Origin of the sequence: Treponema maltophilum ATCC 51939, from assembly GCF_000413055.1 — a bacterium.
GTDB lineage: Bacteria > Spirochaetota > Spirochaetia > Treponematales > Treponemataceae > Treponema_C > Treponema_C maltophilum.
Genome location: NZ_KE332518.1, coordinates 183,079 through 198,008, shown reverse-complemented (window position 1 = coordinate 198,008; position 14,930 = coordinate 183,079). Strand labels below are relative to the sequence as shown.

Sequence of the window (14,930 nt, the reverse complement as noted above, 5' to 3'; positions counted from 1 at the left end):
GAGGCGTGAAGTATGGATATAAGCGTTTTTCAAGTTACCGGCCCTATTATGACAGGCCCCTCAAGTTCGCACACGGCGGGTGCCGCACGCTTGGGCAGAATTGCATCGGCGATCGCCCGCCCGCCTTTTGCGAAAGTGCGCTTCGGTTTGTACGGCAGCTTTGCCGAAACCTACCGCGGACACGGCACCGACAAGGCCTTGGTTGCCGGCGTCTTGGGCTTTTTTGAAGACGACGAACGCATTGCCGACTCGTTTGCCTATGCGCGCGAAGCCGGTTTGCAGTACGAATTTTATGAAGCCGATTTGGAAGGCATGCACGAAAATTCGGTAAAAATAACGTTTATAAAAGACGGCGGCACGCAAACCGACATCGTCGGTTCTTCGATCGGCGGGGGCCGCATTTTGATTAAGTCGATAAACGGCTTCGACACGGAATTCGCCGCGGAAACGAATACGCTGGTAGTTGTGCAAAAAGACGTTCCCGGCGTTATCAGCGAAATTTCAAGCATATTGGCGCAAAACAAGATAAATATTGCGGTTATGAAAGTGAGCCGCACCGAAAAAGGCGGCACGGCGTGCTGCGTTATAGAAACGGACTCCCCGGTGGACAGCGGCATAAAAGAAAAGCTCGACCGGTCGGCGAACGTCGTTTCGGTAACGGTTATCGATTTGCAGGAAAAATATGTATCAGAATTTTGAACAGCTTTTATCGCTGTGTTCCGAAAAAAAAGAAGCGCTGTGGCGCATCATTTTGGAAAACGAATGCACCGTGCAAAATACGACGGAAAATGCCGTTTTTGCCGAACTTGACAAGCGCTTTACCGTCATGGAAGAATCGGCCGCCAAGGCTTTGGATAAGCCGCTTGCCACCGCCGGCAATCTTATAAGCGGTTATGCCTGCCGGCATAATGCATACAATAAAAAAACGCCGGGTTTATGCGGCACCTTTATCAATCGGGTTATCGCCCTTGCGCTTTCGGTCAGCGAAGTAAACGCTTCGATGGGGCGCATTTGCGCCGCGCCGACCGCCGGAGCAAGCGGCATTATTCCGGCCGTTCTTATCGCGCTGAAAGAGCGGGAAGTATTCTCTTCTTCGGCCGATACAGCGGGCGCAGCGGGACGCAAAAAGATTCTTAAAGCCCTGCTGACCGCTTCGGGCATAGGAGCCGTCATCGTTAAAAACGCAACCGTATCGGGTGCCGAAGGCGGCTGCCAAGCCGAATGCGCTTCGGCTGCGGGAATGGCCTCCGCCGCGGCGGTCGAGTTTGCCGGAGGCACGCCCGCGCAAAGTCTCGACGCGTTTTGCTTTTGCCTCATGAACGCTATGGGCCTTATCTGCGATCCGGTTGCGGGCTTGGTACAGGTGCCCTGCGCACAGCGGAACGCAAGCCAAGCCGTAAATGCCCTGCTCAGCGCCGACATGGCTCTTGCGGGTATGACAAGCCCCATCCCGGCCGATGAAGTGCTCGAAGCGATGTACCGCGTCGGCAAAATGCTTCCCTTTGAATTGAAAGAAACGGCGCGCGGCGGCATCGCCGCAACTAAAACCGGCAAGCTGCTGCGTAAAACCCTGCTGAACGGATAAGAGAATTTGTAACGGGCAGGGCGGAATATATTGGCAACAGATGGTGGAGAAAACTTTTTAAATCTTGTATCGGTGAATTTTCTTCTTTAATGAATATTGTTTTAAAACAAGCAAAACATATTTTAAATTTAACCAGCGGAAAAACGGTTTTTGTCGAGTGTGAAAAAACAGAAAAGGTAGTAAATTTCTATATAGAAAACGGCTTTCACATTTTAGACAATGAAAGTATGTCCGAAAACAAAAAAGATCTTATACAGCTTTATAGGCTGCTATAACAAATGAAAACGACACTTTATTATAATAAGATGAGCAATTCTAATACAGTTTCAATTTTTCAGGCCAGGGATTGTGCATGGCGGTATCCCATGTTTTATCGATGTATTGATGTGTGTACTCTTGTTCCACCCAATGAAAATAATAGCTTCCTTTATCGGTAAGCCGCCAGCCGAAGTCGGTTTTTTGTAATAAACCCGTTATAGTTCCAAGTTGCAGCCAAAAAGAAAAATCCTTTTTAAGTTCAGATAAGAATAAAGCCGCATATTCCGATTCATATAATGTACCGTTATAACAATTCCAAAAAAGCCAATATAATTTACGTGTTCTCGCAGTAAATTGCATTTTTAATGCTGTCGGTATTGTATTTTTTTCTATTCCTCTAATGTATTCATCAACTGAAAAAGTATTTACTTTAAACGCTTCTTTGCCTAAGGAGGTGGCGCTTGGTCCAAAGCCGAGAAAACAATCTCTGGTAATTGACGAATAACGCGGACATTCTTTTTTACCGAATGTCCAAACCGATGTTCGCGTAAAATTCATTTTGTCAGCCGTTTCCAAAAGAACCGATAACAGCTTTTTTTGTTTTGTATGACCTTGAGGTTTTTGGGAATTATCAGCATAAGAAAAATCAATAAACGGATAGGTGGAAATTTGTGTAGCACCGAGTTCTACCGCTTTAATAAAATCACATTGTAAATCTTTTTCAGTTTGTCCGGGAATACCGAAAATTAAATCTACATCAACGGCTTTAAATTTATTACTTCGTAGTGATGCAAATATGACATCGGCATCAATGCTCTCTCTCTTTAAATTTGATAATAATCTTTCATCAAATGACTGAATCCCGATACTTACCATGTCAAAACCGGCATCGGCAAGTTTTGCGGCGGTATCATACCGCACATCGCGCGGATGTAATTCTATACCGGTATTTCCTTCTATCTCAAAATGAGTATTTATTTTATTCCGAATGGTATGAAGATCATCAATCATTAACGCGGGACTCCCGCCGCCGAAATAAAGACTGGTTACTTGTTGTTTTTTAGATTGAAAAAGCTTCCGTGCAACCATATCAATTTCACGCAGTAATGCTTGCAAATAAGAAGAAGCCGTATCGGCCTCATAATGAATTTTGTAATACGGACAAAAAGGGCAAAGCACTTTACAAAACGGAATATGTACATATAAACCGAAATGTGGAACATTCATATCCGGTAAAAAATCTTTAGCCTGTTGAAATATAAAAGGTTGTATCTGATGAGCTAAAAAAAAGCGCATTACATTTGTTAAAAGCATTAAAACCTCAAACAGTATTTACATTATAATTGTTTTTATCCATTCTCCACGTCGTTTCAATTGCAAGCGTTTCCGGATTATGTGTTTAATTTTTTAATACGTTATGAGAAGGAAAAACCCGTCCGAAACAAAACAGGCCGAAAACCGAAAGAAAAAATGCTGCAAAAAGACCAAATAGTTGGGAGTTCCTTTTAAACAGTTAAAAGGAACTCCTTGTCGGCCTTTTACACCTTTTCGAGCGCGCGCTCTATATCGTCGATAATATCCTGCACGTTTTCAAGTCCGCACGAAAAGCGCACCAAACCGCCGTCGATTCCGGCCGCTTTCAGCTGTTCGTCCGTAAGCTGGCGGTGCGTAGCCGAAGCCGGATGAAGCACGCAGGTTCTGATGTCGGCAACGTGTACGACGTTCGAAGCAAGCTTCAGCGCATCCATAAAGCGCACGGCACCGGATCGTCCGCCCTTTACCGTTATGCTGACAACGCCGCTTGCGCCGAGCGGAAGGTATTTTTGCGCGACCTTGTAATACTTGTCGCCTATAAGGCCGGGATAGCGCACCGATTCGATTTTAGGCGAGTTTTTAAAAAACTCGGCAACACGCAACGCGTTTTCACAGTATTGCTTCATGCGCACAGGAATCGTTTCCAAACCCAAATTCAATAAAAAAGCCGAATGCGCCGACGGGTAACAACCGAAATCCCGCATCAGCTGCATACGCGCTTTTATAATGTAGGCAAGATTGCCGAACTCCCGCGTATACACGACGCCGTGATAGCTGTCGTCCGGCTCGATAAAGTCGGCGTACTTGCCGCTTTTTTTATGCGCGGAGGCCCAGTCGAATTTTCCCGAATCGATGATCACGCCGCCGACTTGCAGCGCATGTCCGTCCAAATATTTTGTCGTGGAATGAACGACGATGTCCGCGCCCCATTCTATAGGCCGGCACAAATACGGCGTCGCAAAGGTATTGTCGACAATGAGCGGAACGCCGTTTTCGTGAGCGATGTGCGCAAGTTTTTCGATATCGCAGACGGCTAAAGCGGGGTTTGCAAGCGTTTCGCAAAAAAACGCTTTGGTGTTCGGTTTAAAAGCCGCCCGTATGGTTTCGGCCGGAGCGTCGGCGTCGACCCATATGCATTCGATGCCGAACTTCTTTAAGGTTACGGCAAAAAGGTTGACGGTGCCGCCGTATATCGTCGACGCGGAAACAAAACTGTCGCCTGCCGAACAAAGGTTCAAAACGGACAGCAAAGAAGCCGCCTGACCGCTGGACGTAAGCATTGCGCCGACGCCGCCTTCAAGGGCTGCAAGTTTTTTTTCGACCGCATCGCAGGTGGGATTGGATATGCGCGAATACATATATTCGGTCGGCATATCGAAAAGGCGGGCGATATGTTCGGTGGAATCGAAACGGTACGTTGTGCTTTGAACAATCGGCATAACCTGCGGAGCGCCGTTTTCGGGCGTATAGCCTGCATGCAGGCATTGTGTTTCTATGTGCATGGCCTTAATAGTTTTCTTTCATCCACAAAAAATTATCGGCGATTTTTTGCCAGCGCGAATTACGCTTGTGCGGAACACAGTCTTCCTGCCAATACCACCAAAAATAGCCGCCGACATAGCGATCGTTATACGGCATCATGCGGTAATAGGCGTCGGCTTGAGCGTTAAAAGCCTTTCCCGCCCGGTGCGGATCGGCAAAGCCGACCTCGCCGAAGCCCAACTGCGAAGCGGGGAACATCTCATATAAGTTTTTAAACATATCGTCCCAATCGTCGTGCATGCCTTCGTTGTCTTCGTCGTAATAACTGACCAGTACATAATCGAGCGCGTTTTTCATATCGGGAGGGATAAACTTTTCGAGCCATTCCTCCATCGTCATACTTTGATCGCCGGGCTTAAACATATAGGTTGTAAGCGCCGATGCAAGACCGCGATCGTGCACATATTTCCACGCCGCATAGGCTTTTTGCCCGATCAATTCGTCCGTACCGCCCAGCCACCCTTCGCCGTTAATTTCGTTGCCGACTTCCCAAATATCCGTATAGGGAGCAAGATGCGCAACGCAGTCGGCAAAGCGCGCCGTATAGGATTCGACCGTTTCATACAGCTCCATGTCGGAAGAATCGCAGGGACAAAGCAAAACGTAGGAAACTTCATGCAATCGCGCCAAAAGCGGAACAAAGTCCGCCGGTTTTTTATCGGCATCGATAATGACGCGGGCGGTCGGCTTAACGGGAAGCGCTTTTATCGCATCGATGATTTTATTGATCGACGATTTTGAAACCGCATCGAGCGTTATGCCGTACAAGGGGGAAGGAATTTTTTGGCGCGTTTGCGCACTTTGCTGCGCATGCAGCCGCGATGCCAGCGAAATCATACAAACCAGCAGCGTACAAAACAATATTTTACGTATCATACGGTAATGATAACACGGAAATCGCGTAAATGCAAGGAAAGTCGCATATAAAATCCCCCAAAAAAACATTATGTAAAAAAACGATTTTCTTGACAACTAGTTATTACATACTGTAAAATATATGTCAGAGGAATACATGCCAAAAGGTGAGTTGATTATAGACGGTCGTTTTGAGTGGTGGTCTGAAAAAAACGAGGCAAATATAATAAATCACGGTTATTCGTTCAAAGAAATTGAAGCCGTTTTTGATGATCCGTATTTTTATGAGATGTACGATAGAAAACATTCTGACGAAAGTCAAACGAGATATTTTGGATTAGGGTGCATTGCAGATAAATTTCTGGCATTGCAAGTAAGCTTTACAGAAAAAGAGCGAATACATCTCATTACGGCAAGAGATGCAACGCCGAAAGAACGGGAGAAATACTATGAACGACTTAGAAAAATTTATCACAAAATGTGAAAAAAACGGAAAACCGTATGACAAAATAAATCTGACAGATGCACCTGAATTGACGGACGAGGATTTTGAAAACGGGTATTTTAAATACTTTCGTCCGCCCAAAAAAACTGTTACTATCAGACTTGATATTGACAATTTGCATTGGCTTCAAAGTGTGGGCAAAAAAGATTATCAAACGAGATTGAATGGAGCTTTGCGTTGGGCAAGGTTAAATGATTGTCCGATAGCGAATATATAAACAAGAAGTGCAAGCCCTCTAATCCTACTCCACCGTAAAAACGACGGTTTGTTCTTCGTCCGCGCATACGGCACGCACGCGGTGTTTTCCTTTACCCGCACTAAGATTTATAAAAAACGGGCGTTCCAACACCGCGTATTCGGCGCCGTCCAAAAACACGCGCACCGTATCGCCGTGCCCGCCGTTTATTTCGAGCGGCACAACGGCGATGTTTTTATATGCGCGGTCGTAGAGGAAACGGCTTCCCGACACGGGGCGAACTATCGTAAGCGGAGCACCGCCGGCATTGACGGCACCGTAGCGTTCGGCCGATAAAAACCAGTTTCGATATTCCTCCGGATACACGGTTTTTAACCTTCCGTTTTCTTTTGTGTGCCAAGTGCAGCGGAGCTTTTTTTTATCTTCGGCGGTAAGGGAATCGGGAAGGTATTCGCTTATCGTGTTCGGACAATCGGGAGAAGCGATCATGCCCGAAAGCGCGCACACGGTTCCGCGGTGCCAATGTTCCGGTTCGGCAAAGTTGCGCGCCGGAAGAATCTTGCCGCTTCCGTCCGCAGAGGTTTGCAATCGGGTAAGCACTTCTTTTGCAACGTAAGCGGGAATCGAACTGCCCGTTTTACCGATAACGGTTTCGCCGGAAAAGTTTCCGAGCCACACGCCCACGGTATAGGCGGAACTCGCACACAGAGCGATAAGGCTTTGATATTGATTTGCCGTTCCCGTTTTAAACATGGACGGGAAGTCCGTTTTGAACACGGACGAAAAACCGAATCCTTTTACGCGCGCTTCGCTGTCGGACAAAATCGAACAGATAATGCGCGCGCTGTCCGGAGAATATACGCGCGAAGGCGAAAAATTGTCGTTTACCGAATCGGGCGGCGAATCAGCCGAGCGAAGTGCTTCTCCGCTGCTGCCGGAATCTTCGAGCAAGCGAAGCGGAATAACCGTTCCGTCGCGCGGAAAAACGCTGAATGCCCGCACCAATTCATACAGGGATACGGGAGCGCTTCCGAGCGCAAGGGCAAGTCCCGCGTCGAGGCCCTTTGTGCGTATCGAATCGAAATGCAGTTTATCGAGCGTGTCGGCATAAAAAGCTTCGCCGATCGAATCCAAAAGGCTTACGGCCGGCACGTTCAAACTGGATGCAAGGGCGGTACGGAAGCGCACGGGACCGTTATAGCGGTTGTTGAAGTTGCGCGGAATGTACACTTCGTTCGAGCCGAAGCGAAGCGGAATGTCGGGGAGCACGTCGGAGGGCTTATAGCCTTTGTCCAGCGCGAGCGCGTACAAAAAAGGTTTTGAGCTCGAACCGCTTTGGTTCATCGCGGTAACGCCGTCGATTTGCCCCTGATGGTCGCGGTCGAAATACGAATTGGAACCGACCCAAACGATGATGTTCCCCGTTTCGTTTTCGATTGCAAACACCGCGCCGTTGTACACGCGCGCATATGAATTGTTTGCAAGTTCGCCCGCCAAAAGATTTTCGGCGTGAAAAGAAAAAAGCGCATCCGCAGTCAAACGCATTTCCGGGGGAAGAGAGCGGCCCTCGCGCGCAAACCGCTTTTTCAAAAAATCAACGCAGTGCGGCAAATAAAACGGATATTCCGCCCGCCGCGCGTTTTCGGCAATGCGCACAAAGTGTTCAAGCGGCACGGATCCGATTGATGCGCCGAGACCGGAATCGGCGGCAGCTAGCGGACTGCGGAGCGAACGGTACAGTTCACAGGCACGCTCGGCGCACACCTGCGGGTGCTCGAGCGGATTGTTGCCCGAAGGGCGGCGCGGTATAACCGCAAGGCAGCACAGCTGCTCGATGCTCAGCTCTTCAAGGGGTGCGGCAAAAAAAGTTTTTGCGGCGGACGTAATGCCTTCGGTTTGGAAACCGAAGGGCAGCGTATTCAAATACAACTCGAGTATTTCGTTTTTGCTTAAGCGCCGCTCTATGCGAAGCGCGTTCCATGCTTCGTTGAGTTTTGCCGCAAGCGTGCGTTTTTTTGCCGGAACGACGATGCGTGCAAGCTGCATCGTAACGGTCGAAGCGCCGCTCACTCTTTGAGCGTTCCGTATATTTTGCAGCGCGGCGCGCACTACGGCCGAAAAATCAAGTCCGCAGTGCGAAAAAAAACGTTTGTCTTCCGCTGCTAAAAAAATATCAATGGCTTGCCGCGGCATAGCCGAAAGCGGAGTAAATTCTCGGCGCACGCCGCCTTCGAGCGCAAGCACTTGCACCAATGTGCCGCGCCTGTCGTAAATGCGCGTACTCCAATCCCGCTTCCTGAATGCATTGAGCTTCGGAAACGGCAAAAAGAAGAGGTCAAGCGCGGCAAACAAAAGCAGCGCACCGGCCGCACAAAGGCCGGCGGCGCGAACGTTTTTTTGTATCTTCGAAACGACCTTCATTATTTTATCACAAACAGGTATCCGTCGGTACGGCCGAACACTTCGTTTTCATACATACATTCGGCGGTAAGCGGCGGACAGGGATACACTCCTTTTCTGACGGCGCGGAATTTAAAACGCACCGTATCGCTTCCCTTTACCCAATCGTTCCAAAAATACTGCACTTCGTTGTCGTAAATGCGCTGACTGCTCATCGGCCTTCCGTAAAACCAGCTATACCAATCGTCTTCATCGTCGGCATCCTCGTCTTCGGCACGATTGCTTCCGGTAAGGGAGGCGGTTGTAACAAAGGCCGCATCGATAATTTCCGCCCCCGACGGCACCGGTGCGCGCAGAGCGACAAAGCTGCGATCGCGTCCCGACGACAATTTTATTTCCATTTCGTAGGTTTTGCCGCTTTCAAGCTCGATAAGGGAAGAAGAAGCCGAAGACGGTTTTACGATTTTATCGGTTTCGGCATCGCGGAGAATATACGAAACGCCCAAGCCTTCATCGCGCGACGTTTGCATTTCCTGCGGAATGGCGTATCTGAGCGATGTCGTATAGTACAGCGGATTCGAACCTTTTTTTGTAATCGTAAGCGGAAGCAGCATATCGCGCTTTACGGTGCTCAACGGCTCTTCGTCAAAATCGGCGGTAAACGTAAGAGCTTGCGCTCCCGCGCCTTTAAAGCTTCCGGAAACCAATTCCTTTCCGTCCACCGATGCCGAAGCGCTCATATTCAAGTTGTCGAGTTTAGCCGTTTTTATAACCGTATATACCGAATCGAGCACAAAGGCGGTAACGGCCGTGCTTTTCCAATAGCCGGCTTTTTGGCGCTGCAAAAGCGTATACAAAAGCTTTGTAATCATATCGTCGTCGGCATTGAGCAGCGTAAACAGTTTAACCGTCAGCGCATAATCCATGGATTTGTCGTTTGCATACCAATAATAGTACCGCGATTCGTCGGGAGAAGTTATGTCCACGCCGCGCGCATCGGGCCGCAGGTAGCGGCGTATGGTGTCCGCGTACTGCTGCGCCTTTTCCTTATCGCCGGAAGAGCCGCGTTGGAGGCAAGCCAAGCCGGCCAAGGCCGCAGTCGAAATATCGGTATCTTTAGCGGATACGGACGGCAGCAAAGAAGCGGGGAAACTCTTTCCGTTGAGCGCGAGCACATAACACGCATACGTGCGAAGGTAATCGCTCAAATAGTTTTTGTTGATGTTTGACGAAACATATGAAGCAAGTCTTTCCGTATTGAGCGTAATATCCTTGGCACTGTAGCCGCGTTCCTTTGCAAGCGCGCACAAATGAGCGATGCGTACGCTCACGTAAAAACTCGACTCCGTACCCTCGGGCCAATACGGGAAACCGCCGTCGTCCTGTTGAATTTGCTTCCACGAGGCAAAGGTTTTTCTTACGGTTTTCTTTACATCGGGCACTTCGGTTTGCAGACCGAAGGTAGCGATGTAGTCGCCGAAAACAACCAAGGGCAATAAGCGCGCGCTTTGCTGTTCCATACAGCCGTACGGATAATTGAACACGTAATCGACCGCCGACGAAAGCGTCGCCAAGCGGGTTGCATCCAGCGTAATCGACAAAGAACCGGCGTTCAAATCGGCAAAAGACGGGAGCGCCACCTTTTCGGAAACCGACGAAGCGGAACGCTCGACGGTTCCCGTCGCCGTAAAGGTTTCGAACACAAAGGGGTGCTCGATAACAAGCGGCTGCACCAAACGCTCTTTTAAAATATCCGACGATACCGAAAACACGACTTCGACTTCTCCCGCTTTTTGAGCGGCAAGATCGAAATACACCGTCGACTGTGCGCCGCTTTCGACCTTCACCGTTTTTTGCGCGCTGCCGTCGAAAAAGGCTTTACCGGCGGCTTTGCCGAGGTTTGCCGAATCGGCTCCCTGCGGAGAGCGCACTTCGGCTTTTACCGTTATGCTGTGAGAACGCGAATCGAGGTTTGAAATCAGCACGCCGCATTCGGCCGTGTCGCGCTCGCGCAAGCGACGCGGTTTTACCGCAAGCACGTTTACGGGATTTTGCACGAGCATTTCATCTTCCTGCAAAGCGAGTAAATCCTCGTGAACGCCGAAGGCCGTAATGCGATAGGTCGTAAGCGTATCGGGCAAAGTGAATTCGGCACGGGCTTGACCGTTTTTATCGGTTTTTAAAACCGGTATAAAGACGGCTGTCGGGTCGAATTTTTTGCGCTCCTGTTCTTTTTCTTCATCGGAAGCATCTCCGCCTTTCAAGTTTTTTATTTCGTAGGTTACCGGATCCATAAGCAGCGCGCGCGAATCTCCGCCTTTTACGCACAGCGGAAAGTTGTGTTCATTGTAAAAAAAGTCTACGGGATTCGGAACGTGATAATTGATTAAATCCAAAACGCCGCGGTCTACCGCCATAAGGGTCAGCTCCGCGTCGGCAAGCGGTTCCCCGCCCTTTGTCGCATTCAGCACGATAACGGCTTTTTCGCCCGGACGGTACGAGGGTTTGTCGGCGGCAACGTCGATCGAAAAAGCTTTTACGCGCGGATTTACAAACACGGCGGTCGAACCGAAAAAGCCTTTGGGCTTGTCCATATCGGCTTCGCCGTACTGATGAGTCGGCTTTCCCGAACGCACGGAATACGAACACACGCTCACGTATATAACCGGCACGTAATTGAGCGCAATCGGGATTTCCAACACGGCGGTGCTTTCTTCAAAACGGCGCACTTCTTCGGTAAAAATTCCTTCGCGCTCAACGGTAATAAGATAGTTGCCGGCAGGCAGCGGGCTTTCGAGCAAAATGCGCGCCGTATCGCCGGGATTGTACTGCGATTGGTCGGGAGTGAGGCGCAGCGAAGATTCGAAGTCGCGGTTCCAAAAAACGGCTCCCGAACCGGTTACAAAAAAGGAATATTCGGTTTTTGCAATTTTACCGTTTTTATCGGTTCCGCTTAACACGAGCGTATAATAGCCGGCGTTTTTAGGCGTAACTTTTACCGAGCCTTTGAGCGAAGGTTTTACCGCCGCTGAATATTCGCTGACGCTTTGTTTTTCGTAGCTCGCGTATACGCTGCCGGAAGAACCGTACTGCTGCACCAAATGCCAATCGTCGCGTATAAGTTCGGCCGACAAATTGCCTTTAACAAAATCCAAAGAAGCAAGTGCTTTTCCGTCCGCGGAAGCAAGCATAAGCGGGAAATTCAATTCCTGCCCCTTTTTTGCGAAGCCGGTAACGCCGTCGGGTTTTACAACTCCGATGTAAAACGACGCGGGGTGAACCGTTACCGCATTGCGCGCCGCAATAAGCTGGTTGCTTATATCGGTTACCGACGCCTCGGCAAAGTAGCGGTACGGAGAACCGACAATGCCTTCTTGGGCGGTCGTATACGAAATGCGTGCACTGCCGTCGGCGGAAAGTTTTCCTTCAAACGAAGAAAGCTGTTCCATTGAGCGCTCGATTTCGCGCGGGCCGAAGGTATAATTTTTAAGTGCGGGGTCGTCGCTTGTAAAATCGCAGCCTTGGCGCACCCAGCCTCCCGTGTACGTCGCTTCGGGCAAAGAGCCGCCCGACAAATACGAAGCTTTAATCGAACCGCTTATCGTGTCGCCGGCAACGAGGGTCGCTTCGCTCAAGGCAACTTCCGCTTGGAATTTTAAGCGTTCAAAATACGCGATCGTAATATTGATTTTGCGGCTCCGCCACTCTTTTCTTCCGGGTCGCTCGTATACAAGCACGTATTGACCGGGCTTTACGTTTTCGGGAAGTTTAATCGAACCCCAAAATCCGCCCGATTCCGAACAAGTGCCGTTTAAGCATGCAATCTCTTCGGCATCGCCCCACACGTTTTCTTTTAAGGTTATCGTATACTCATCGGTATACGGAGTAAACGAGCCGAGCCTTTGCGTACGATCGATGCCGCGGAACGTAATCGTTTCGCCGGGCTGGTACAAGCCGCGGTCGGAAAACATAAATGTACGTTGAAAATTCTGCGCGCCGAAATCAATATCGCCGACCGAAGAAACGGAACGCCATTCGCTGTGCGTATCCGGATAAAACACCGCGCGGTCTCCGTCTTTTTCCACACAAACGGCTTCCCTGTATGAGTCAAAAAACGCCGCACTCCAACGATCAAACTTCAAAACGGCAAGTCCGTTTTTATCCGTTGTACCTGAACTGTACGCGGTTGTTGCCGCAGCGTTTACGGGTTGCTCACCGTTGTACATGTACACATTCGCGCCTTCAACGGGATTGCCGGTGGCAAGGCTTGTTACGAGCACAACCGCCCTATTTAATCCGTATCGAACCGTAATGCCCAAATCGGTTACCTGAATCGTCGTGCAGTTTTTCTGCGTGTAAAGATTATTTTTATCCCAATAGGACGGAACGGTCATCTCCGCATCGAAGCGCACAAAACCCTTGCCGTTACTATCCAAAAGCGGATCCAAATCGATAACTTCAAACTGCCTTTGGTTGCGTATTTTTATCTTCGGCTTTACAGCATCCTCTTCGTAAACATGTGCGTCCCACGACGATATGTCGAGCGGGTCCAGGGTTCTTACGATGCTGTAACGCGAGGGTTCGTACAGGTTTTGGTATTCGAACAAAAATTTATGCGGATAGGCGGCTTCGAGCATTTTTGTGCCGCTGTCCAAAAACCTCACGTAACTTGCCGCTTCGGGAACCTGAACCGAAACGGACTTTCCTGCTTTTAATTTTCTGCCGTATACATCCTTTATGCCGTCTTTTACAGTCAGCGTATATTTTGAATTAAAGTTGACGGGAAGGTCGTACACGATGACCGTACTTCCGTTTACTTCGATGTTTTCTTTCTTTATGGGCATCGACGGCTCAGTCGAAAGATTCGCCAAAACCGAGGAGGGGTCAACATTATGCGAAAAGCGTAGGTACACGGGATTTAAAAAGCGCCCTGCCGAACGCTCGACGTCGGTCCGTTCCAATCGGAACGGCAAAAGCGTGTGGTAACGGATGCACAGCTTATCGACATAAACATACACGTCGGTATCGAAAGGAATGTTTCCCTTTACCGTAACCAGCAGCGATTTGTCGTCTTTTTGGCTTACGGTGCAGGGCAAAACGCCGCCGTCAACTTCGGCACGGATACGGTTTGAAAAATCCTGCGCCTTAACCGGATAGTTGAACGTAAGCAGCACTTCGTTCGCCGCTTCGGGCACCACGTCGTCAGTGTCGATCCACATGCCGGATTTTTTTGCAAACGAATAGCCGACCGTAGAACCGGTAATGCGCAGCTCTTCGCTTTTGATTTTAAAAACGCGCTCGCCGGTAATCGGCTTTCCGCTCAAGGATTTTACGCTGCCGTTTACGGTAATCGTGTATTCCAACAAAGGATTGATGTTTTCGCTCGCTTCAAACGCCAAATGGCGCGAACCGTACCAGCGGAACACGCCTTCAACCGCAGGCTCAACTCTCATATAATCCGACTTTGAAGACGGTTCTTCGAGCGCGCTTATCGCCTTTACGGGAAGCGAAAACACGACGTAAAAAGACGGCTGGCGGATTGCCGCGGGCAACTCTTTTTGAGGCCCCCAATCGACGACGGTTAAATCGCCCTCTTCTTCCGCCGCGGGAAGAACTTCCCCCGAAACGCCTGCGGGTACGGCAAACGCATTTTTTGCAGGGCGCGTTGTCGTATACGCCGTTTTATATTCTTTTAAGGGGCGCACGCCGGAAGCTGCCGTTCCGGACGCGTTTTTTTTGACGGAATTCGCGGAAGGACCGCTTAGATTCCGTTTTTTTGCCGGCCGCTCGGGTTCCGGTTCGGCTTTTATATACAGGGGAACAAACGCATATCCAAAGTCGGGATCATTGGGATTATAGGCAAGAAAATCGCGGTGCCCTTCCCGCCACTCCGGTGCACTTTGCTCGGTTTCGGTTTTCTTTTTACAGCCTGCGGCACAAAACAAAACAACTGCTGCGATTAAAAGCACCGCCGTAAACGGTACAAGCATATTTTTTTTCATGGGAAAATCCTCCTCAAAATAACCGCGCCGACAGTCGGCAAGACCTCACCGCATACGGATATTGCCGCGGCGCAGCGGGCACAGCCTCGTTTTAAGCATATATTTTATCAATAAAACAATCGGCAAAAACCGTCATTCATCCTTACATAATATGCCGAATTTACTCGGAGCGCAAGTACCTCGGGGCGGACAGGCCCATAAAAAAAAGCACCGAAATTCGCCACAAAGAAAAAAAACGGAGAGAACTTGACTTTATTATTAAACATTGTTAAA

The 14,930-nt window shown here is 49.3% G+C and carries 9 protein-coding genes; 4 read left to right on the top strand and 5 right to left on the bottom strand.

The window, feature by feature from the left end:
- Window positions 1-12 precede the first annotated feature (12 nt).
- Complete coding sequence (gene sdaAB, locus HMPREF9194_RS00885) at window positions 13-699, top strand: L-serine ammonia-lyase, iron-sulfur-dependent subunit beta (protein WP_016524476.1); 687 nt, start codon at window positions 13-15, stop codon at window positions 697-699.
- Window positions 683-1,585, top strand: a complete 903-nt coding sequence (sdaAA, locus tag HMPREF9194_RS00880; protein ID WP_016524475.1) for an L-serine ammonia-lyase, iron-sulfur-dependent, subunit alpha — start codon at window positions 683-685, stop codon at window positions 1,583-1,585. Before sdaAB ends, sdaAA begins: the two co-directional genes overlap by 17 nt.
- A 315-nt stretch (window positions 1,586-1,900) precedes the next feature.
- Here sdaAA and HMPREF9194_RS00870 read toward each other — a convergent pair whose 3' ends face one another.
- The 3 genes from HMPREF9194_RS00870 to HMPREF9194_RS00860 all read right to left on the bottom strand — a co-directional run bounded on the left by HMPREF9194_RS00870 (window position 1,901) and on the right by HMPREF9194_RS00860 (window position 5,575).
- Entirely contained in the window at window positions 1,901-3,157 is a 1,257-nt protein-coding gene (locus tag HMPREF9194_RS00870; protein ID WP_016524473.1) for a radical SAM protein, read from the bottom strand.
- Between the two features lie 224 nt (window positions 3,158-3,381).
- A complete protein-coding gene (locus tag HMPREF9194_RS00865; protein WP_016524472.1) occupies window positions 3,382-4,659 on the bottom strand; it encodes an O-acetylhomoserine aminocarboxypropyltransferase/cysteine synthase family protein in 1,278 nt (425 codons plus the stop codon).
- 4 nt (window positions 4,660-4,663) lie between these two features.
- Complete coding sequence (locus tag HMPREF9194_RS00860; protein ID WP_040846100.1) at window positions 4,664-5,575, bottom strand: glycoside hydrolase family 113 protein; 912 nt, start codon at window positions 5,573-5,575, stop codon at window positions 4,664-4,666.
- 136 nt (window positions 5,576-5,711) lie between these two features.
- Between HMPREF9194_RS00860 and HMPREF9194_RS00855 the strand changes: the two genes are divergently transcribed.
- Both HMPREF9194_RS00855 and HMPREF9194_RS00850 read left to right on the top strand, forming a co-directional pair.
- Window positions 5,712-6,038, top strand: a complete 327-nt coding sequence (locus HMPREF9194_RS00855) for a BrnT family toxin (RefSeq protein WP_016524470.1) — start codon at window positions 5,712-5,714, stop codon at window positions 6,036-6,038.
- Window positions 6,004-6,276: a BrnA antitoxin family protein gene (locus HMPREF9194_RS00850; protein WP_016524469.1), complete on the top strand. Its 273-nt coding sequence runs from the start codon at window positions 6,004-6,006 to the stop codon at window positions 6,274-6,276. Before HMPREF9194_RS00855 ends, HMPREF9194_RS00850 begins: the two co-directional genes overlap by 35 nt.
- A gap of 24 nt (window positions 6,277-6,300) precedes the next feature.
- On the opposite strand, the gene HMPREF9194_RS00845 is transcribed toward HMPREF9194_RS00850, so the two are convergent.
- Window positions 6,301-8,676, bottom strand: coding sequence for a transglycosylase domain-containing protein (locus HMPREF9194_RS00845; protein ID WP_016524468.1), 2,376 nt, complete (start codon window positions 8,674-8,676; stop codon window positions 6,301-6,303).
- Entirely contained in the window at window positions 8,676-14,657 is a 5,982-nt protein-coding gene (locus tag HMPREF9194_RS00840; RefSeq protein ID WP_016524467.1) for an alpha-2-macroglobulin family protein, read from the bottom strand. Before HMPREF9194_RS00840 ends, HMPREF9194_RS00845 begins: the two co-directional genes overlap by 1 nt.
- Window positions 14,658-14,930: the final 273 nt, after the last annotated feature.

What these genes read in the sequence shown, in the direction of transcription:
- sdaAB (WP_016524476.1), top strand. Translation starts at nt 13, where the DNA reads ATGGATATAAGCGTTTTTCAAGTTACCGGCCCTATTATGACAGGCCCC.
- sdaAA (WP_016524475.1), top strand. Translation starts at nt 683, where the DNA reads ATGTATCAGAATTTTGAACAGCTTTTATCGCTGTGTTCCGAAAAAAAA.
- HMPREF9194_RS00870 (WP_016524473.1), bottom strand. Translation starts at nt 3,157, where the DNA reads ATGCTTTTAACAAATGTAATGCGCTTTTTTTTAGCTCATCAGATACAA.
- HMPREF9194_RS00865 (WP_016524472.1), bottom strand. Translation starts at nt 4,659, where the DNA reads ATGCACATAGAAACACAATGCCTGCATGCAGGCTATACGCCCGAAAAC.
- HMPREF9194_RS00860 (WP_040846100.1), bottom strand. Translation starts at nt 5,575, where the DNA reads ATGATACGTAAAATATTGTTTTGTACGCTGCTGGTTTGTATGATTTCG.
- HMPREF9194_RS00855 (WP_016524470.1), top strand. Translation starts at nt 5,712, where the DNA reads ATGCCAAAAGGTGAGTTGATTATAGACGGTCGTTTTGAGTGGTGGTCT.
- HMPREF9194_RS00850 (WP_016524469.1), top strand. Translation starts at nt 6,004, where the DNA reads ATGAACGACTTAGAAAAATTTATCACAAAATGTGAAAAAAACGGAAAA.
- HMPREF9194_RS00845 (WP_016524468.1), bottom strand. Translation starts at nt 8,676, where the DNA reads ATGAAGGTCGTTTCGAAGATACAAAAAAACGTTCGCGCCGCCGGCCTT.
- HMPREF9194_RS00840 (WP_016524467.1), bottom strand. Translation starts at nt 14,657, where the DNA reads ATGAAAAAAAATATGCTTGTACCGTTTACGGCGGTGCTTTTAATCGCA.